Genomic DNA, 19156 nt, shown 5'->3' on the forward strand with positions numbered 1-19156 from the left:
GATCAATATCCTTTTGTCCAAGCATCGGTGACCGTGGCGGAGACGCGCGTTTCAACGGTAACGCCACTGGAGTGCAGGATGGACGCCGCGCTGTCCAGCCAGGGCCACTCTGTCGCCCAGTGCGCGGCGTCGATGAGCGCGGGCCCGCCCGACTCCACGAACTCACTCGCCGGATGATGCCGCAGATCCGCCGTCAGGAACACATCGACCTCGGCCGCCTTGGCCGTGCCGAGCAGGGAGTCGCCGGCGCCGCCGCTGACCGCGACGCGGGTGACGGGCCGGTCGAGGTCGCCTGCCACGCGGATCCCCCAGGACGTACGGGGCAGGCTCTTGGACGCCTGTGCCGCGAAGTCGCCCAGCGTCATCGCCGAGGGCAGCTCGCCGATGCGGCCCAGACCCCGCCACGGGTCGTCCGGGAACGGCTGGAGCGGCACCAGGTCGCCCACCAGGCCCACGACCCTGGCCAGGGCGTCCGACACGCCGGGGTTGGCCACGTCGGCGTTCGTGTGGGCGGTGTAAAGCGATATGTCGTTCTTTATCAGGGTGTGGATCAGGCGGCCCTTCGGCGTGGTCGCGGCCACGCTGGTGGTGCCGCGCAAGTACAGGGGGTGATGGGTGACGATCAGGTCGGCCCGCCACTCCAGGGCCTCCTCGGCCACGGCCGCCACCGGGTCGACCGCGAACAGCACCCGGCGCACCTCCTGCGCCGGATCCCCGCAGACCAGCCCCACGGCGTCCCACGACTCGGCCCGGGCGGGCGGGTAGGCCGCCTCGAGCACCTCGATCACGTTCTTCAACGACACAGCAGCCACCTGCGCAGACTATCGGCACGGGAGAGGGTGTCGGTGGAACGGCGTTCGGCGTAATGTAAGTGAATCCTGACCTGCGGAGGGCGGCATGTCACCAAGCGTCGCGATCGTCGGAGCGGGGTTCGGCGGGCTGTGCATGGCGATCCGGCTCGAACGGGCCGGGATCCGCTCGTACACGGTCTTCGAGAGGGCGGACGACCTCGGGGGCACCTGGCGCGACAACAGCTATCCCGGGGCGGGGTGCGACATTCCCTCGCATCTTTACTCGTACTCATTCGAGAAGTACGCGAGCTGGACCCGCCGTTACCCAGAACAGCCCGAAATTCTTGGATATCTTGAACATTGCGCCGATAAATACGATGTCAGGCGAAAAATCCGGTTCGGCGCGGAAGTCCAGCGCGCCGACTTCGACGGCACCAGGTGGCAGGTGACGAGCGGCGACCGCACCGAGCCGTTCGACATGGTCGTCACCGGCGCGGGCCAGCTCAACCGCCCCCACCTACCCGACATTCCGGGAATGCCGGACTTCGGGGGCGTCTCCTTCCACTCCGCCCGCTGGAACCACACCCACGACCTCACCGGCCGCCGTGTCGCCGTGATCGGGAACGGGTCGTCGGCGGCCCAGCTCATCCCGCGCATCGCGGAGCAGGTCGAGCGCCTGTACGTCTTCCAGCGCACCCCGAACTGGGTCATCCCCAAGCCGGACACCACCTTCGGACCGCTGGCCAGGCTGGGGTTCCACTACGTGCCCGGCCTCCAGCGCGCCTACCGCGAGTGGCTCTACCGGTACGCCGAGGCCACCCTCTATCCCGCGCTCGCCCAGGGCTGGAGCGCGGACCTGCTCAGGAAACGCGCCCTGCGGCACCTGCACGACCAGGTGCCCGACCCGGCGCTGCGGGCCAAGCTCACGCCCGACTACCCGCCGGGCTGCAAGCGGGTCGTCATCGACAGCGCCTTCTATCCCGCGCTGACCAGGCCCAACGTCGACGTGGTGACGGACAGGATCGTACGGATCACGCCCACGGGCGTCGAGACCACCGAGGGCCCGCACGAGGTGGACACGATCGTCTACGCCACCGGCTTCCGGACCACCGAGTTCCTGGCCCCGATGGAGATCACCGGGCGCGACGGCCGCACGCTGGAGGAGCAGTGGAAGGGCGGGCCCGAGGCGTACCTGGGGATCTCCGTGCCGAACTTCCCCAACCTCTTCCTCCTGTACGGCCCCAACACCAACCTCGGCCACAACTCCATCGTCTTCATGATCGAGTGCCAGGTGGAGCACATCATGTCCTGCCTGCCGTACCTGTCCGCCAACGGGCCGATCGAGGTGCGGCCCGAGGTGATGGCGGCCTGGCGCGGGCAGCTCGACGCGGCGATGGCGCGGATGGTGTGGGGCGGCGGCTGCCGGAGCTGGTATAAGACGGCCGAGGGCCGCGTGACGAACAACTGGCCGGGCCCCACCACCCTCTACCGCCGCCTCACCGCCAGGCCCCCTGCCCCCGCCTACCGCCCCGTCGGCCTGAGGACGCCGTAGCCGCCACAGTGCGGGCCCGGATCTGCGGGCCTGGATCGCGCAGGCGTGCGTAAGGGGACGTCCGGTGGGGACTCGCGGGCGTGCGTAAATGGAGGGGTGAACGGTGGTGTGAAGATCAGGGAGTTGCGGGAGATCGACGAGTTCGAGGAGGTCTACCGGCTCTTCGACGACATCTGGCACCCGGCGCCGCACAACCCGCCCGTGACGATGGAGCTGATGATCGGGTTCGCGCACACGGGCAACTACGTGGCGGGCGCGTACGACGAGGGCGGCACGCTCGTGGGCGCCTCGGTCGGGTTCAGGGCGGCGGAGCGGACGCTGCACTCGCACGTGACCGGCGCGGTCATCGGCAGGGGCATCGGCCACGCGCTCAAGTCGCACCAGCGCGAGTGGTGCCTGGGTCAGGGGCTGGAGCGGATCACCTGGACGTTCGACCCCCTCGTACGCAGGAACGCGCGCTTCAACCTGGTCAAGCTGGGCGCCATGCCGGAGGAGTACCTGGAGGACTTCTACGGGAAGATGGCCGACGCGATCAACGAGGGGGATGCGTCCGACCGGCTGCTGGCCGCGTGGCGCCTCACAGAAACGGCGAAACCCGGCGAACCGCCCGCCGCCGAGGCGCTCCTGTCGGACGAGGACGGGTGGCCCGTGGCCAAGGAGGCGCGGGGCGGCACGGTGCTCGTGGGGACGCCGGCGGACGTCGAGCGGCTGCGGCGCGAGAACCCGGCGGCGGCCGCGGCGTGGCGGCTGGCCGTGCGTGACGCGCTCGGCCGGCGCATGAAAGCGGGCTGGCGTGTCGTGGGTTTCACCGAATCCGGAGAATACGTGGTCAAGCAGGTTAACTAGGTATTCCACCAGAGTTTGCGGTCTCTGTAATGTTGCGGCTAGGCAACGCTTAGCAAGGAGATTCGCATGGCGGAGTTCACCCCGACCGTTCCCGCGCGAGTCCTACCGTCCGTCACCGTCCGCGACCTGCCCGACCCTCCCCGATCGACCTGGCGCATCATCGGCCCGGGACTGGTCGGCGCGGGTGTGGGGCTGGCGTCGGGCGAATTCATTCTCTGGCCGTACATCGCCTCCCAAGTCGGGCTCATTTTCGTCTGGGGAGCCGCGATCGGCATCATCACGCAGTGGTTCCTGAACATGGAGATCGAGCGTTACACGCTGGCCACCGGTGAGACCGCGCTCACCGGCTTCAGCCGGATGTGGAAACACTGGGGCCTGGTCTTCGTGGTGATGACGCTCTGCTCGAACCTCTGGCCCGGCTGGGTCACCACGTCCGCGACGATGGTGACGTACCTGACCGGGTCGGGCGCGGGCAGCGTGCGGTGGATCGCGATCGGCATGCTCGTCGTGATCGCGCTCGGCCTGACACTGGCGCCGGTGATCTACACCGCGCTCGAACGGGTCATCTTCGTGAAGATCATCCTGGTGGCCACGCTGATCCTGGTCGCCGTCCTGTTCGCGATCAACGCGGAGAGCTGGGTCCAGCTCGGCAAGGGCCTGACCGTCGGCGCCCGGATCCCGGTGCCGCCGCTGGAGTTCTCGCTGCTGATGGGCGCCATCGCCTACGCCGGCGCGGGCGGCGGCCAGAACCTCTGCCAGAGCAACTGGATCCGCGACAAGGGCTTCGGCATGGGCCAGTACGTGCCACGCCTGGTCAGCCCGGTGACCGGCCAGGAGGAGGCGGCCGCCTCGACCGGCTTCCAGTTCGCGCCCACCAAGGAGAACCTGGCGCGCTGGCGGCAGTGGTGGCGCTTCGCGAACATCGAGCAGGCCTGGACCTTCGCCGTGGTGTCGTTCCTGACGATCGCGTTCATGTCGATGCTGGCCTACTCCACCGTGTTCGGCCGCGAGGGGCTGGCCAACGGCATCCAGTTCCTCAAGGTCGAGGGCGAGGTGCTGCAGGAGGTCGTCGGGCCCTGGTTCGGCGTGCTGTTCTGGGTGATCGGGGCGCTGGCGCTGTTCGCCTCCGCCATGGGCATCGTCGACTACACCTCGCGGCTGGCCTCCGACACGATCAAGACGGTCTACCTGCGTGACAAGCCCGTCTCGGTGAACCGCGTCTACTTCTACACCGTCTGGGCGATGGCGCTGATCGGGATCGCCTTCCTGCTGGCGGGCTTCGACCAGCCGCTCATCCTGCTGGTGCTCTCGGCGTGCTTCGCGGCCGTGATGATGTTCGTGTACTCGATCCTGCTGATCATCCTCAACCGGCGGTCACTGCCCGAGCCCATCAAGGTGCGTTCGTACCGGCTCGGCGCGCTGATCTGGTCGGTGGCGTTCTTCGGCACGCTGACCGTGATGGTCCTCATCCAGCAGGCGGACAAGCTGTTCGGCTGAGAGTGACCTGCCCCGGAATTGACCTCAACCGGACTTGAGGTTACAGACTCGGCCGCATGAACGTGATCGAGGTGACGAGGTTCGGCGGTCCCGAGGTGCTGGAGGTCCGGCAGGCGCCGGAGCCGGAGGCCAGCCCGGGGCAGGTGCTCATCGGCGTGTCGGTGGTGGACGTGATGTCGCTCGACGCGCAGCTGCGGGCCGGGTGGGGACGGGAGTGGTTCCCCGGCGAGCCGCCGTTCGTGCCCGGCACCGGCGTGGCCGGGCGGGTGCTGTCGGTGGGCGACGGGGTGGACGGCGCGTGGGCGGGGCGGCGGGTGGCCGCGTTCCTGCCCGGCGGCGGCGCGTACGCCGAGCGGGTCGTCGCCGACGTCGAGACGGTGGTCCCGGTGCCCGACGAGGTGCCTCTGTGGTGGGCGGCCGCGCTCATCCAGGTCGGGCCCGCGGCCCTGAGCCTGGTGGAGGCGGCCGAGTTGAAGCCGGGGACGCGGGTGCTGGTCACGGGGGCCGGTGGCGCGCTGGGGCTGCCGATCGTGGGGCTGGCGAGTGCGGCGGGGGCCCGGGTGACGGCGGCCGCCCGCGGCGCGGCGAAGCGGGCCGCGGCCCTGGGCATGGGCGCGGCGGAGGCCGTCGGGTACGACGAGCTCGGCGGGCCCTTCGACGTGGTGTTCGACGGGGTCGGCGGGGAGGTCGGCGGCGCCGCGTACGAGCTGCTCGAGCCCGGCGGCACGTTCTTCGCCTACGGCGTGCCCAGCGGCTCGACCGCCCGGATCGAGCCCGGGGCCGCGCGGGTGGTGGGCATGGAGCAGGTCCAGTTCGCCCCGGACGAGTTCCGGCGGCTGGCCGGGCGGGCCCTGGAGCACGACATCCTGACGACCGTCGTGGGGCTGGCCGTGCCGCTGGAACGCGCGCACGAGGCCCACGCCGCCCTGGGGAGCCGCGAGCTGGTCGGCAAGGCGGTCCTGCTGGTCACCGCCCAGGCCGCCCGCTACCGCGCCCACGGCGGTCCGGAGGTGCTGGCGCTGGAGGAGATCCCGCTCCCCCAGCCCGGCCCGGGACAGGTGCGGATCGCGGTCAGGGCGGCCGGGGTCAACCCCATCGACTGGAAAATCCGCCGCGGCCTCATGGGCGCGCCCCTCGGGGAGCCTCAGGGCACCGGGCTCGAACTGGCCGGGACGATCGACGCCCTCGGCCCCGGGGTGACCGGGTGGCGGCTGGGCGACCCGGTGTTCGGGCAGGTCGAGGGAGGTGCCGCCGCCACGCACGCGATCGCGGACGCGGGCCTGCTGGCGGCCAAGCCGGACGATCTGACGTACGAGGAGGCCGCCGCGCTGCCCGTCGCCGTCGAGACGGCCCGGCGCGCGCTGGACGGGCTGGGCCTGGAAAAGGGCCAGACGCTGCTGATCCACGCGGTCGCGGGCGGCGTCGGGCTGGCCGCCGCGCAGCTCGCCCTCGCCGCGGGCGCCCGGGTCGTCGGGACGGCGGGCGAGCGCCACCACGCCTTCCTGCGCGGCCTCGGCGTCCACCCGGTCACGTACGGCGAGGGCCTGGAGGAGCGCCTGCCCGGCCCCGTCGACCGGGTGCTGGACGCCTCCGGCAGAGGCGAGCTGGAGCTGTCGGTGAAGCTGGCCGGCGACCCCGCCAACGTGATCACCATCGCCGACCGGGCCGGCGCGGCCGAGCTCGGCGTGCGCTTCTCGTCCGGCGGCGCGAAAGGGCCGGTGGACCACCAGAACGTCCGGATCCCCATCGCGGAGGCGTTCCCCCTGGAGCGGATCGCCGACGCGCACCGGCTCAGCGAGGACGGCCACTTCCTGGGCAAGATCGTGGTGAACACGGAAGGGACCTTGCCGCGATAGCGCGGCACACTGGTCTCATGCTGGAAACCTCGGCCCGCCTCCTGAAGCTCCTGTCCCTGCTCCAAGCCCGCCGGGACTGGACCGGCCCCGAGTTGTCGTCCCGGCTCGGGGTCTCCACCAGGACGATCCGCAACGACGTCGAGCGCCTGCGCACGCTCGGCTACCCCGTGCACGCCACGCCCGGGGTCGCGGGCGGCTACCGGCTGGGCGCCGGGGCCTCGCTCCCGCCGCTGCTGCTCGACGACGAGGAGGCCGTCGCGGTGGCGGTCGGGCTGGGCCGGGCGGCCAGGGGCGGCGTCGAGGGCATCGAGGAGACCTCCGTGCGGGCCCTGGCCAAGCTGGAGCAGGTGCTCCCGTCCCGGCTGCGCCGCCGGGTGAACGCGCTCAACACCTACACCGTGCAAATACCGGGGCAAGTACCGGGCGACGTGCCCGCCGTACCCCCCGAGGTGCTGACCACGATCGCGAACGCGGCCCGCGACCACGAACGGCTGCGCTTCGACTACACCGGCCACGACGGCGCGACGGCCGTGCGGGACGTGGAGCCGCTCCGCCTGGCGCACCGGCGCGGCCGCTGGTACCTCGTGGGGTACGACGTCGAGCGGCAGGGCTGGCGCACGTTCCGGGTGGACCGGGTGCGCCCGCGCACCCCGGCCGGGCCCAGGTTCACCCCGCGCGAGCCGCCGGAGGGCGGCGACGTGGCGGCGTACGTGGAGAAGGGCGTCAACACGGCGACGTGGCGCCACCGGGCCACGGTGCTGGCGCACGCCCCGGCCGACCGGCTGGCCCACCTGCCGGCGGGGCTGGAGGTGGAGCCGGTGGACGAGGCCACCTGCCTGGTCAGGCTGGGCGGCGACGACCCGGACAGCATGGCCAGGTGGATCGGGTTGATGGGCGTGGACTTCGAGGTGCTCGACCCGCCCGAGCTGGCCGAGGCCGTGCTGAGGCTGTCCGAGCGCTACCGGCGGGCGGTCAGCGAACGGTAGGGCTCCGGTCAGCGGACGGCCCCAGGCTCGGCGGCATGAAGAACATGACGCGGGTGGCGGGCGGCAAGGACGATTTCCAGCTCGTGCACCACCTCACGCTCACGGGCAGCCAGTTCGAGATCGGCAGGGCGCTCACCGAGGAGGCCCGCCGGCTGGGCTGGGCCCCCATGCCGGCCGACCCGGCGGTGAACCGGGCCCGCAGGACGTGGTTCGAGCGGCACTGGCCGCAGCACCATGCCCGTATGGACGGCGCGGCGGCGGTCCTCGGCCTCGACCCCGACCAGGACGATCTGGCCCTCGACGGGCTGAACTACGTCCCCGAGGGCACCGGCTGCTCGGCCCTGTGGATCCCGCCGTCGGCCGCCGCGGACGGCCACGGCCGGGTGGGCCGCAACTACGACTTCTTCCCGATGACCAGCAGCGAGGTGATGGGCACCGCGCCCAGGCCGGGCGAGCTGCCGATGGCCTCGCGCCCCTACGTGATCACGACGGTGCCCGACGAGGGGCTGGCCTCCACCGTGATCACCATGTCGGACCTCGACGGCTGCATGGACGGCATCAACTCGGCCGGCCTGGCGGTCGTGCTGCTGGTGGCCGACTTCGAGCGCGCCGCGCCGCCGGAGCACATCGCGCCACAGGTCGGGGTGGGGAGCGTGCAGTTGCCCAGGTTCCTGGTCGACACCTGCGCGAACGTGGAGCAGGCCAAGCAGGCGCTGCTGGGCGCCAAGCAGTACGACCACGGCACCTCCCTGCACTACCTGGTGGCCGACGCCCACGGGCAGGCGTTCGTGTGGGAGCGCGGCAGGGACGGCAGCGAGCACATCGTCCAGCTCGGCGACGGCCCGCTCTGCGTCACCAACCACCTGCTGCACCGCCACCCCGACCCGATGAACCTGCCCGAGGACACCCCGGGCGGCTTCCGGACCTACGAGCGGCTGCGCACGCTGTACGAGCGCAGCAAGGGCGCCGCCGTGTCACCGCGGGAGCTGCGCGACCACCTGCGCGCGGTCCGGCAGGCCGAGGACCCGGCCCTGCCGTTCCGCACGTTGTGGACGACCGTCTTCGACACCGCCGACCGCACCCTGTCAGCCCGCTTCTACCTGGGAGACGGCCGGCGCTACAGCGAGGAGCTGGTCTTTCACCCCTCCGACAGGTAGTCCTCGCGCACCTTGGAGCGCGACAACTTGCCCGTGGGCGTGCGCGGCAGCAGGGAGCGGTATTCGATCTCCTTCGGGTGCTTGAACCTGGCGATGCGCGGCCCGCAGTGCTCCAGCAGCTCGGCGGTGAGTCCGGGGCCGGGCGTGACCCCTTCGGCGGGCTGGACGAGGGCCACCACGTGGTGGCCCCACTCCTCGTCCGGCACTCCGATGACGGCCACGTCCGCCACCGCCGGGTGCTCGAGCAGGGCGGCCTCGATCTCGGCGGGGTAGATGTTGACCCCGCCGGAGACGATCAGGTCGGTCCGCCGGTCGCACAGGAACAGGTAGCCGTCCTCGTCCAGGTAGCCGATGTCGCCCGGCGAGTACCACTCCCCCAGCATGCTGGCGGCCGTCTTCGCCGGGTCCTTGCGGTACTCGAACGTGCCCATGGCCGACTTGACGTAGATCAGGCCGGGCTCGCCGGCCGGCAGCTCGGCGCCGTCCTCGTCCACGATCTTGGCCTCGAACGTGGGCACCGGCCGCCCCACCGTGCCGGGCCTGGCCAGCCAGTCGTGCGGCTTGACCGCGAACGCGATCGTCGACTCGGTGGAGCCGTAGTACTCGTACAGCACCGGCCCCCACCAGTCCATGATCTGCTGCTTGACCGCGACGGGGCAGGCGGCGGCGGTGTGGATGACCTGGCGCAGGCTCGACACGTCGTACTTGCCCCTGACCTCCTCCGGCAGCTGCAGCATGCGGTGGAACATGGTCGGCACCATCATCGCGTTGGTGACCCGGTATCGCTCGACGAGCTCAAGGATCGTCACCGGCTCGAACTTGGGCGCGACGACCACGGTGTGCCCGAGGTGCAGCGCGAACTGGGTGTGCGCGCACGGCGCCGAGTGGTACATCGGCGAGGTCACCAGATGGACGTCGTCGCCCGGCTTGAGGTCCACGACCTCGCCGAGGAACCACTGGTAGGCGGGCACCATCTGCTCGGGCGCGACGCCCGGCAGCGGCCGCTGCACGCCCTTGGGGAAGCCGGTGGTGCCGGAGGTGTACCACATGACCGCCCCGGACGTCCGCTCGCCGGGCGTGTCGGCAGGCTGCCCTTCGGCCAGCCCCGCCGTGCCGATCTCCCCGCCGGGTACGGCGTGGTCGGGCCCGGTGACCACGACCTTGGCGTCGCAGTCGGCCAGGATGTACGCCACCTCGGACGCCGTCAGGTGCCAGTTGATCGGCACGTAGTAGAGCCCGATCTGCGCGGTCGCCATGACCATGACGATGGCGTCGATGCCGTTGGGCAGCACGCCCGCCACCACGTCGCCGGTGCCGAGCCCGCGGGCCCTGAGACCGTGCGACACCTGGTTGACCCGGGCGAGCAGCTCGCCGTAGGACGTCCTCGTGCCGTCGGAGTCGATCACCGCGAGGCGGTCCGGGTCGGCGGCGGCGATGGCGTAGAAGCCGGGCAACTGGCTGACATCCATTTAGAGCTCCAGCAGCTGCGCGAGGCGGGCGCGGTGGATGCGGGGCGGGCCGAGCAGCACCTCGTCCGCCTTGGCCCGCTTGTAGAACAGATGCGCGTCGTGCTCCCAGGTGAAACCGATGCCGCCGTACAGCAGCAGGTGGTCGCGGGCCACCTCGAAGCAGGCGCGGCCGACGTACGCCTGGGCGAGGGCGGCGGCGCCGGGCAGTTCCTCCGGCGACTCGTCGGCGGCCCAGGCGGCGTACCTGACGATGGACTCGGCCTGTTCGAGCTTGCAGTGCATGTCGGCCAGCTTGTGCTTGACACCCTGGTAGGAGCCGATGTACCGGCCGAAAGTGACGCGGATCTTGGCGTAGGCCACGATGGCGTCCAGCGCCGCCCGCATCACGCCGAGCTGCTCGGCCGCCAGCGCCACGCACAGCCGGTCGCCGACCTCCGGCGCCGGCCCCAGCACGCGGGCGGGCGCGCCCTCCAAGACCACCCGCGCCTGGCCGCGCGTCAGGTCGAGCGTCTCCAGCGGGGTCCTGGTGACGCCGGGCCCGGCCAGCTCGACGGCGACCAGGAGCTCGCCGTCGCCGCCGCGCGCGGGCGCCACCAGCACGTCGGCCTCCATGCCGCTGAGCACCTGCGTCAGCGTGCCGCGCACGGCCCCGCCGTCGAGGTCGACGGGGGCCTGGGCGAGCGTGGCCGTGGTGCGGCCCTCCGCGACGGCGGCGAGCAGCTCCTTGTCAGGGGTGCGGGTCAGGGCGATCGCGGCGAACGCGGTGGCCAGGAACGGCCCGGGCAGCAGGGCCGCGCCCGTCTCCTCCAGCGCGACCGCCAGTTCGGCCAGGCCCGCGCCCGCGCCGCCGTACTCCTCCGGAATGATCAGGCCCGCCAGGCCCAGCTCGCCGTTGAGCCTGGCGTACACCTGCGGGTCGTAGCCGTGCCGCGCCTTGGGCAGCGGCGAGGCGGCGCCCAGGAAGGCGCGTACGGCCTCGCGCAGCTGCCGCTGCTCCTCATCGAGTACGAGCTTCACCCCTGCGTCCCCACCTTCAGGTCCTTGAACGGCACGGTCTTGTCCATCCGGGGCTCCGGGGGCAGGTTGAGCACGCGGTCGCCCACGATGTTACGCATGATCTCGTTGGTGCCGCCGCCCAGCGACATGGCCGGGGCCAGCGAGATCGCCTGCGCGAGCGGGGAGTCGCCCAGGACGGCCTCCGGGCCGGCGAGCCGCGTGGCCAGGTCGGCCTGGAACATGGTCAGCTCGGCCAGCAGCAGCTTGGCGGCGCTGCCCCGGGCGCCGGGGAAGATCCCCGCCTCGGTCTCCTGGGCCAGCCGCTGGTTGAACAGCGCCAGGGCGCGGCTGCGGATGTGCAGCTCGACCAGCTCGTCGCGGACCAGCGGGTCGCCGGTGTCGACCACCCGGCGCAGCGCCTCCAGCGAGGTCGGGTCCTCCTTCTGGCCGCTCATGCCCACGCCCGCGGAGATCGACAGCCGCTCGTGCAGCAGGGTCGTGACGGCCACGCTCCAGCCGTCGTTGACCTCGCCGACGCGGTGCTCGTCGGGGATGGGGACGTCGTCGAAGAAGATCTCGTTGAAGTTGGACCTGCCGGTCATGTCCTTCAGCGGCCTGACCGTGACCCCGGGGTGATGCATGTCCACCACGAACATGGTCAGCCCCTTGTGCTTGGGCACCTCCACGTCGGTGCGGGCCAGCAGCAGCCCCCAGTCGGCGTGGTGGGCGACCGAGGTCCACACCTTCTGGCCGTTGACGATCCAGTGGTCTCCGTCGCGCTCGGCCCTCGTCTGCAGGCTGGCCACGTCGCTGCCCGCGCCCGGCTCGGAGAAGAGCTGGCACCAGATCTCCTCGCCGCGCAGCAGCGGCCGGACGAACCGCTCGCGCTGGGCGTCGGTGCCCCGGTCGACCAGCGTGGGCCCGGTCATGCCGAGGCCGATCGAGAAGACGTACGTGGGGAGGGTGAAACCGCGGGCCTCGGCGGCGAACGCGCGCTCCTCCGCCTGCGTCAGCCCCTGGCCGCCCCACTGCCGCGGCCACGTGATGCCGGAGTAGCCGGCGTCGTGGAGCTTGGCCATGAATTCCTTGGCCCGGGCGATCGGGTCTCCCCCGGGCCGGTCGTCCGCCGGGACATTTTCCTGCAGCCAGGTCCTGGCGGACCGCCGATAGTCAGCAAGGTTCACATCGACTCCTTGGCATCAGTGCTCACTTACTCTAGTCAGGCGACCGGATGCCGCATAGAGCACTGTTCTGCAGGTCTTTTGGCGTGATTTGTCACTGAATCTCCGATAATTGGATGTAGAGGCACGTACTGTGATCATCTGGTCACGGGGGGATTGGGTGTGATCGAACGGCTGGGCCGGTCCATTCGCGCGCGCCTGGCGCTGTTCGCCAGCGTCGCCATGGCACTGCTGTGCCTGGCGGCGGGCTCGTTCTTCCTGTGGGTGGGGCACAACACCGCCGTCGACATCCGCACGAGGGAGGTGACCACCGCGGCGCTGCATGTGGGCCACGACATCCAGCGCTATCACCGGCACTCCCTGACCAACTTCGATCTGAAGGGCATCCAGGTCATCGACCCGACCGGTCGCGTGGTGGCCTCGACGCCGAACCTGGAGGGCAAGCCGCGCCTGACCGCCGTGGTGCCCGACCCGAACAGCCCCAGCCGCACCGACCTGCTGTGCGAGCTGCCCGAGCTCGGCGACGAGTGCCACATCACGGCCGCCGTCCGGGTCTACGACGAGGCCGGCGATTACTTCGTCTACGCCTACGACGCCATGGTGCCCTGGTACATCCACCCGTTCGTGATCTCCCTGCTGGCCGTGATGACCGTGGCGCTGGTCGCGATCACCTGGTTCGGCGTGTCCAAGGTGGTGGCCAGGACGCTCGCGCCGGTGAACCAGATCACCCGGCGGCTGACCGACATCAACTACGGCGACGAGATCATGCGCGTGCCCGTGCCGGAGAAGGCCGAGGAGATCAAGGCGCTCGCGGATGCCGCCAACTTCATGCTCGCGCGGCTGGAGGCCGCGATGGAGCAGCAGCGCCGGTTCGCCTCCGACGCCTCGCACGACCTGCGCAGCCCGATCACCGCCATGCGCGCCGAGCTTGAGGCGGCGATGCTCGCACCCGAGGAGACCGACTGGTGCGAGACCGGCGGCAAGCTGATGGCCAGCCTCGACCGGCTGCAGAACATCGTCGCCGACCTGCTGACGCTGGCCAAGCTCGAAGCGGGCGCGCCGTCGCGGCTCGAATCCGTCGACCTGGCCGAGCTGGTCGCCGCCGAGACCACCAGGCCGCGGTCGAAGAAGATCGTCACCGCGCTGCAGCCCGGCGTGGTCGTCACGGGCAACCGGCTCAAGCTGGCCCGCCTCCTGACGAACCTGCTGGACAACGCCGAACGGCATGCCGAGAGCACGATCATCGTGACCCTGCGCCGGAACGAGCAGGCCCTGCTCGAAGTGCTCGACGACGGCGCGGGCATCGCGCCGGACCAGCGCGAGGTGGTCTTCAGGCGGTTCACCCGGCTGGACGCCTCGCGCAGCCGCGACGCCGGCGGCACCGGGCTGGGCCTGCCCATCGCCCGCGAGATCGCCCAGGCCCACAACGGCACCCTCACGATCGAGGACTCCGACATCGGCGCGCGCTTCGTGCTGCGATTGCCGATACGAAAGGAGTGAATGTGGGTATGAGAAATTTTCCGCCCCTTGATGGATCTCTGGGCGCACACGATTACTATGCATCGGAGGTGAGTTACTCGCTGTGACTTCAGGGTTCAGCCGATTACGGCGCGAGGATTTACTGAAGACGGCCTGCGAGGTCATCGCGGAGCGCGGGTTCGGGCATACCCGGACCATTGACATCGCCAGGGCCGCCGGGGTGAGCCAGGCGCTGCTGTTCTACCACTTCGAGACCAAGGATCGGCTGTTCGCGCAGGCCTTCACCTACGCCGCCCGCCAGCATCTCCACTCGCTCGAACACATCGAGGAGTCCACGGGCACGCCGCTCGAACGGCTGCGCACCCTGCTCAGGCTCTCCTCCCCGGCGATCCCCACCGAGGGATGGCGGCTGTGGATCGACGCGTGGTCCGAGGCGATGCGCAACCCGGAACTGGAGGAGATCTCGCGCCGCCTCGACTCCCGGGGCCGGCTGGTCATGCGCGCGATCATCGAGGCGGGCGTGTCGTGCGGCGAGTTCAAGTGCGACGACCCCGACTCATCCACGTGGCGGATTCTCGCGCTCGTGGACGGGCTCGCGATCCAGACGCACGCGCATCCCAAGGTGCTGACCAGGCGCAAGGTGAACACGCTGATCCGTACGGCCGCCGCGGCCGAGCTCGGGCTCTCTGCGGAAACCCTGTGACCCTCCCCTCTTCCGACGCTATTGGATGCTCCGTACAATTAGCGGCGAGGAGAGGAGCACGTGATGGCATCCGCACCGAGCTCTGCCACCGCCCGCGAACGCGACGAGCAGGTCGCCAGCAGGAGCGCCTACCGAGCGGTCATCGAACGGCTCTCGAAGGCGTCGGTCGACAAGCACTGGGAGCCGTACCGGGACATCCCGTGGGATGACCCGGAGTTCGCCGTGGATCCGGCGGACCCCCGCTGGGAGCTGCCGGAGGTCGACAAGCTGGGCGGCCACCCGTGGTACCGCAGCCGCCCGCCCGAGGTGCGGGCGGCGATCGGGCTGTGGCGGGTGGCCACCGCGATGAAGGTCGGGCTGCAGTTCGAGAACTTGCTCAAGCGCGGGCTGCTCAACTACGCCTACCGGCTGCCGAACGGGTCGCCGGAGTTCCGGTACGTCTACCACGAGACCATCGAAGAGGGACATCACGGGATGATGTTCCAGGAGTTCGTGAACCGCACCGGCTTACCGATCCGCGGGATGCCCGGGCCGCTGTCGCTCATCGCGCAGGTGGCGCCGTGGATCCCGCTGATCTCGACGGAGCTGTTCTTCGTGTTCGTGCTCGGCGGCGAGGACCCGATCGACCACGTGCAGCGCAAGGTGCTGAAGGACGAGCGGGCGCATCATCCGCTGGAAGAGACGATCATGCGGATCCACATCGCGGAGGAGGCCAGGCACATCTCCTTCGCCCGGCACTACCTGCGCAACCGGGTGCCCCGGATGCCCGCGTACCGGCGGCTCCTGCTGGGGGTCATCTCCCCCGTCATCCTGGGCGTGATGGCCCGGATCATGCTGGCGCCCCCGGGGCCGATGATCCGGCGCTTCCGCATCCCGGCCCACGTGGTCGCCGACATCTACCTGCGCAATCCCGCCGCCAAGCAGGAGATCCGCGACTCGGTGGGCAGGACGCGGGAGCTGTGCACGGAGATCGGCCTGATCAACCCGGTCACCCGGCGGATCTGGCGGGCGATGGGCATCTAGCCGGTCGGCCGCCGGGCGATCAGCACCTCGGTGACCTCGGTGTGCTCCCATGTCCCCGAGGGGTCGAGGTCGAGCAGCGCCTTCCTGGCCGCCTCCTTGAACGGCTCCAGCCGGTCGCCGAGGCGGACCGGGGAGCTGTAGGAGTAGGACAGCTGCAGGCCGATCACGGCGTCCACGTCGTACGTCAGGCGGTGCTCGTACACGGCGGACTCCAGGTCGCCGAACGGCGTGGTGACCAGCACGTCGTGGGGGTGCTCGCCGCTGACCTGGAAGGAGCCGGTGGCCGTGAACGTGTTCGCGTCGAACTCCTCGCGCACCCGGCGCATCGTCGCCTCCCAGGGCTCCTCCTGGGGCTCGCGGCCCGGGCCGAGGAGGGCCACGACCCCGCCGGGCGGCAGCAGCTCGTCCAGGTCGGCCAGCACCGCGCGGCGGTCCATCCAGTGGAACGACCTGCCCATGACGATGTGGTCGAACGCCGGGAGCTCGCGCAGCCTCGTCGAGTCGCCGCGCAGCCACCGGATGTTGCGCACCTCCGCCGCCAGCCCCCTGCCCGTCTCCAGCATCTCCTCGTCGGGATCGACGGCCAGGACCTCGCGCACGGCGGGCGCCAGCGGGATCGCCACCGTGCCGGGGCCGCAGCCGAGGTCGAGCACGGTGCCGTCCGGGCCGAACGTCCTCGCCAGGTGCCCGATCGCCTGATCCCCGTGGTCGGACCGGTACTTCGCGTAGTAGGGGGCCGTGCCGGCAAACAGGTCTGTCATGGATGGGACCATATACGGGTTCGTTTCGTCGTTGCTGGAAGGTTTTGATCTTTGAGGCGGCTACTCACGGTCCTGCTGCTCGCCTTCGCCGCCGCCGGGATCGCCCCTCCCGCGGCACAGGCGCACAACGTGCTCCTCAGCAGCGACCCCAAGGACGGTGCCACGTTGCCGGCCGCGCCCGCGCGGGTGACGCTGGTGTTCGACCAGGCGGTGCGGCAGGGCTACGCGCAGGTGGGCGTGACGGGCCCGGACGGGTCCTCGTGGGCGGACGGGTCCGCGGAGGTCGCCGCGGAGCGGGTGTCGGTACGCGTCAAGCCGCTGCCGTCCGGGGGCGCGTACACGGTGGGCTACCGGATCCTGTCGGCCGACGGCCACCCGGTCACCGGCAAGATCACCTTCACCCTCGCGGCCGGGGCCGGGACCGGTGGCCCGGCCCGGAACACGGGCCAGGGCGCCACCGGGCAGGCGCCGCAGGACGCGAGTGCGCAGGCCGCCGAGGCGGCCGCCAACGGCGGCGCGGGCATGGCCGTGGTGTGGATCGTGGGCGCGCTGCTGCTGCTCGCCGCCGGCACGGCGGTGGCGCTGCGCCGCCCCCGCCCGGCCGCGCCCGCCCAGGGCTCCGCCGGAGAGGCCCAGCCGAATGCCGGGCACGATGCCGCCGGCGAAGAGGCCCGGGCATGACCGTCACCGCGCCTCCCCTCCCCCGGCAGCGGGTCGGCGGCCGGCTGGTTGCCGGGGCGTTCGGCGTCTGCGCGGTCGCCGCCGCGGTGGCGGCGAGCACGTTCACCGCGCAGGAGGCCGTGCCCGGCATCCCCATGCCCGGCCCGCTGGTGTCCTTCGGGCTGCCCGTCGTGCGGGTGCTGCTCGACCTGGCCGCCGTCGCCGTGGTCGGGCTGAGCCTGCTGCCCAAGCTGCTCGGCTTCGACGCCCCCGAGCGGACCGAGCCCGTCATGCTCAGGGTGCGGCCGCTGGCCGTGCTGGCCGCCTGGGCGTGGGCGATCTGCGCGCTGCTCACCATCGTGTTCCAGACGGCCGAGCTCAATCCCGGCAGCGTGCCCACGTTCGGGATGATCGCCGGCTACGTCGAGACCGTCGGCACCGGTCAGGGGCTGCTGTTCAGCGCGGCGTGCGCGCTGGCGGCGGCCGGCATCGGGCTCATGGCGGTGCGGTTCGGCGAGAAGGTGCCGGCCGAGCTGCGGGTGATCGTGGCGCTGTTCGGGCTGCTGCCCATCCCCGTCACCGGGCACGCCGTCAACTCGGTCTGGCACGACCCCATCATGGTCTCGATGGAGATCCACGTGATGGGCGCTGCGGCGTGGGCGGGCGGGCTGGCGGCCACGGCCGTGTTCGTGGCGCCGCACCGGGAGCTGCTGGCCGTGGTACTGCCCAGGTTCTCCAGGATCGCCACGGTGTGCCTGCTCCTGGTCGGGCTGTCAGGGCTGGTCAACGGGCTCGGCACGATGGCCCTCACCCCCGGCGTGACGCTGCCCGACGCCCTGCTGACCAGCCACTACGGCGTGCTGGTGGTGATCAAGACTGTCCTGGTGGCGGCGCTGGTGCCGCTGGCCGCCCACATCCGCTTCCGCCTGATGCCCGCCGTCCGCGCAGGCCGGGCCACCGCCCTGGTGGGCTGGGCGGCGGCCGAGGTGGGCGTGATGGGGCTGGCCTACGGCGTGGCGGTGGCGATCACCCGGGCCTCGATCGGCTGAGACCCGCGCCGCCTGGCGGCCAGCCACTCGACCGCCAGCCAGACGACCAGCAGGCCGAGCCCCGCCCAGACGGCCGACGACGTGGCCAGTGGAGGCGCTCCGAGCAGCCCCTTCTGACCCTTGATCGCGCTGTACACGCCGCCCATGATCGCGCTCTGCGCCACCAGCGCGCCGTAGGCCGCGGCCGTGACGCCGACGCTCCCGAGGACGGCCCGTACGTACGGCATGCGCACCAGGAACGCGAGGTCCACCACCAGCCCCGCCACGACCAGGAAGAACGGCACCGCCGACGGCGGGAACCCGGTGAACGTCAGCAGCGGCCAGAGCAGCGTGCGGACCCCCACGTAGGCGCCCGCCACCAGCGTCGCGGCCCCGAACCTGCCGATCAGCAGCCGGGCCGCGACCAGCACCGACAGGCCGACGACCACCGCGTAGACCGGATAGAGGAGGTCGGGGACGGGCAGCGAGAACGCGACCATCATCGCCCGGTCTACCGGCCGCCCCATCTGGTCGGCCGCGAACTGGAGCAGGATCTGCTCGGCGTAGGTCGCGTGGTTGTCCCAGGCGCCGATCGACAGGATGCCGTACTCCTGGTGCTGCTCGGGGAAGTGCACGTTCTCCAGGAAGAACGCGAAGAACGCGCCCAGCACGACGGTCCGCTCCCGCCCCGGCGGCGAGCCCATGAACCAGCCGCGGAGCACGCCCGCGATCATGAAAAACGTTCCAAGATAGAGCATGATGTGCGACGGGCTCCACGAGGTGATGTCGAGCCCGTTGACCCGGTGGTTGATCAGGTCGAGCGGGACCGCGACCAGGAAGATCCCGGTGCCCCACTGGATCAGCCGCAGCGCCGCCTTGTCCACGCCGTAGCCGGTGTAACCATGGATGATGGTCAGCGCGACGGCGATGGCCGTGCCGGCGGAGTTGAGCAGGTGGGGCGGGGCGAGGTCGTCCCGCAGCCACTTGAAGTGCCATGAAACGTCCCACGCCGAGCCGAGCAGCTTGAGCGTGAACGCCACCAGCCAGCCGAAATAGAGCACCCTGAACAGATCCTGCGGCGTCTCACGCCCCGCCTGGCCCCTGGTCCAGTACGGCAGGGCCCACTCGGCGGCCCTCTTGAGAGATGCTGGAGACTTCACGGGAGTGAATC

Annotated in this window: 17 protein-coding genes and 1 pseudogene; 12 read left to right on the forward strand and 6 right to left on the reverse strand. The window is 71.1% G+C overall.

The genetic code is table 11. The features are described from left to right. Positions 1–2 precede the first annotated feature (2 nt). The gene (locus ACWDRB_RS03220) at positions 3–803 is read right to left on the reverse strand and encodes a Nif3-like dinuclear metal center hexameric protein (RefSeq protein WP_449891658.1); all 801 of its coding nucleotides are present in this window, start codon (positions 801–803) and stop codon (positions 3–5) included. Positions 804–897: 94 nt separating this feature from the next. Here ACWDRB_RS03220 and ACWDRB_RS03225 point away from each other — a divergent pair, with 94 nt between their 5' ends. The 7 genes and pseudogenes from ACWDRB_RS03225 to ACWDRB_RS03255 all read left to right on the forward strand — a co-directional run bounded on the left by ACWDRB_RS03225 (position 898) and on the right by ACWDRB_RS03255 (position 8685). Continuing rightward, positions 898–2343 (forward strand): flavin-containing monooxygenase, encoded by a 1446-nt coding sequence (locus tag ACWDRB_RS03225; RefSeq protein WP_449891659.1) that lies wholly within the window; start codon positions 898–900, stop codon positions 2341–2343. A 96-nt stretch (positions 2344–2439) separates the two neighbouring features. Next, positions 2440–3189, forward strand: a complete 750-nt coding sequence (locus ACWDRB_RS03230) for a GNAT family N-acetyltransferase (RefSeq protein ID WP_449891660.1) — start codon at positions 2440–2442, stop codon at positions 3187–3189. Positions 3190–3255: 66 nt separating this feature from the next. Next, complete coding sequence (locus ACWDRB_RS03235; RefSeq protein WP_363966016.1) at positions 3256–4686, forward strand: Nramp family divalent metal transporter; 1431 nt, start codon at positions 3256–3258, stop codon at positions 4684–4686. A 56-nt stretch (positions 4687–4742) separates the two neighbouring features. Next, positions 4743–5636, forward strand: a pseudogene (locus tag ACWDRB_RS03240) (zinc-binding dehydrogenase); the annotation flags it as partial. A 12-nt stretch (positions 5637–5648) separates the two neighbouring features. After that, positions 5649–6542: an NADP-dependent oxidoreductase gene (locus ACWDRB_RS03245; protein ID WP_449891775.1), complete on the forward strand. Its 894-nt coding sequence runs from the start codon at positions 5649–5651 to the stop codon at positions 6540–6542. Positions 6543–6559: 17 nt separating this feature from the next. Continuing rightward, complete coding sequence (locus ACWDRB_RS03250) at positions 6560–7528, forward strand: helix-turn-helix transcriptional regulator (RefSeq protein WP_449891661.1); 969 nt, start codon at positions 6560–6562, stop codon at positions 7526–7528. A gap of 35 nt (positions 7529–7563) precedes the next feature. Further along, positions 7564–8685: a C45 family autoproteolytic acyltransferase/hydolase gene (locus tag ACWDRB_RS03255; protein WP_449891662.1), complete on the forward strand. Its 1122-nt coding sequence runs from the start codon at positions 7564–7566 to the stop codon at positions 8683–8685. Here the strand turns inward: ACWDRB_RS03255 and ACWDRB_RS03260 are convergent. The 3 genes from ACWDRB_RS03260 to ACWDRB_RS03270 are packed head-to-tail and all read right to left on the reverse strand — an operon-like array spanning position 8667 to position 12334. After that, positions 8667–10154, reverse strand: a complete 1488-nt coding sequence (locus ACWDRB_RS03260; protein WP_449891663.1) for an AMP-binding protein — start codon at positions 10152–10154, stop codon at positions 8667–8669. The genes ACWDRB_RS03255 and ACWDRB_RS03260 overlap by 19 nt on opposite strands. Then, on the reverse strand, positions 10155–11171 hold the full coding sequence (locus ACWDRB_RS03265) for an acyl-CoA dehydrogenase family protein (protein ID WP_449891664.1): 1017 nt from the start codon (positions 11169–11171) through the stop codon (positions 10155–10157). It abuts the gene before it with no gap. Next, positions 11168–12334: an acyl-CoA dehydrogenase family protein gene (locus tag ACWDRB_RS03270; protein WP_449891665.1), complete on the reverse strand. Its 1167-nt coding sequence runs from the start codon at positions 12332–12334 to the stop codon at positions 11168–11170. Before ACWDRB_RS03270 ends, ACWDRB_RS03265 begins: the two co-directional genes overlap by 4 nt. Before the next feature lie 159 nt (positions 12335–12493). On the opposite strand from ACWDRB_RS03270, the gene ACWDRB_RS03275 reads away from it, so the two are divergent. From ACWDRB_RS03275 to ACWDRB_RS03285, 3 genes are all read left to right on the forward strand, one after another. Then, the gene (locus ACWDRB_RS03275; RefSeq protein ID WP_449891666.1) at positions 12494–13831 is read left to right on the forward strand and encodes a sensor histidine kinase; all 1338 of its coding nucleotides are present in this window, start codon (positions 12494–12496) and stop codon (positions 13829–13831) included. A gap of 82 nt (positions 13832–13913) precedes the next feature. Next, positions 13914–14513, forward strand: a complete 600-nt coding sequence (locus ACWDRB_RS03280) for a TetR/AcrR family transcriptional regulator (RefSeq protein WP_449891667.1) — start codon at positions 13914–13916, stop codon at positions 14511–14513. Positions 14514–14576: 63 nt separating this feature from the next. Beyond that, positions 14577–15536, forward strand: coding sequence for an AurF N-oxygenase family protein (locus tag ACWDRB_RS03285; RefSeq protein WP_449891668.1), 960 nt, complete (start codon positions 14577–14579; stop codon positions 15534–15536). Here the strand turns inward: ACWDRB_RS03285 and ACWDRB_RS03290 are convergent. Then, positions 15533–16297: a class I SAM-dependent methyltransferase gene (locus tag ACWDRB_RS03290; RefSeq protein WP_449891669.1), complete on the reverse strand. Its 765-nt coding sequence runs from the start codon at positions 16295–16297 to the stop codon at positions 15533–15535. The genes ACWDRB_RS03285 and ACWDRB_RS03290 overlap by 4 nt on opposite strands. 51 nt (positions 16298–16348) lie before the next feature. On the opposite strand from ACWDRB_RS03290, the gene ACWDRB_RS03295 reads away from it, so the two are divergent. Together ACWDRB_RS03295 and ACWDRB_RS03300 are read left to right on the forward strand one after the other, a co-directional pair. After that, complete coding sequence (locus tag ACWDRB_RS03295; RefSeq protein ID WP_449891670.1) at positions 16349–16978, forward strand: copper resistance CopC family protein; 630 nt, start codon at positions 16349–16351, stop codon at positions 16976–16978. Then, a complete protein-coding gene (locus ACWDRB_RS03300; RefSeq protein ID WP_449891671.1) occupies positions 16975–18006 on the forward strand; it encodes a CopD family protein in 1032 nt (343 codons plus the stop codon). Before ACWDRB_RS03295 ends, ACWDRB_RS03300 begins: the two co-directional genes overlap by 4 nt. Here the strand turns inward: ACWDRB_RS03300 and ACWDRB_RS03305 are convergent. Further along, complete coding sequence (locus ACWDRB_RS03305; RefSeq protein ID WP_449891672.1) at positions 17964–19145, reverse strand: hypothetical protein; 1182 nt, start codon at positions 19143–19145, stop codon at positions 17964–17966. The two genes, ACWDRB_RS03300 and ACWDRB_RS03305, sit on opposite strands and share 43 nt — an antisense overlap. Positions 19146–19156 lie beyond the last annotated feature (11 nt).

The organism is Nonomuraea sp. NPDC003707, from assembly GCF_053587055.1.

What these genes read in the sequence shown, in the direction of transcription:
- ACWDRB_RS03260 (WP_449891663.1), bottom strand. Translation starts at nt 10,154, where the DNA reads ATGGATGTCAGCCAGTTGCCCGGCTTCTACGCCATCGCCGCCGCCGAC.
- ACWDRB_RS03255 (WP_449891662.1), top strand. Translation starts at nt 7,564, where the DNA reads ATGAAGAACATGACGCGGGTGGCGGGCGGCAAGGACGATTTCCAGCTC.
- ACWDRB_RS03235 (WP_363966016.1), top strand. Translation starts at nt 3,256, where the DNA reads ATGGCGGAGTTCACCCCGACCGTTCCCGCGCGAGTCCTACCGTCCGTC.
- ACWDRB_RS03250 (WP_449891661.1), top strand. Translation starts at nt 6,560, where the DNA reads ATGCTGGAAACCTCGGCCCGCCTCCTGAAGCTCCTGTCCCTGCTCCAA.
- ACWDRB_RS03290 (WP_449891669.1), bottom strand. Translation starts at nt 16,297, where the DNA reads ATGACAGACCTGTTTGCCGGCACGGCCCCCTACTACGCGAAGTACCGG.
- ACWDRB_RS03225 (WP_449891659.1), top strand. Translation starts at nt 898, where the DNA reads ATGTCACCAAGCGTCGCGATCGTCGGAGCGGGGTTCGGCGGGCTGTGC.
- ACWDRB_RS03285 (WP_449891668.1), top strand. Translation starts at nt 14,577, where the DNA reads ATGGCATCCGCACCGAGCTCTGCCACCGCCCGCGAACGCGACGAGCAG.
- ACWDRB_RS03300 (WP_449891671.1), top strand. Translation starts at nt 16,975, where the DNA reads ATGACCGTCACCGCGCCTCCCCTCCCCCGGCAGCGGGTCGGCGGCCGG.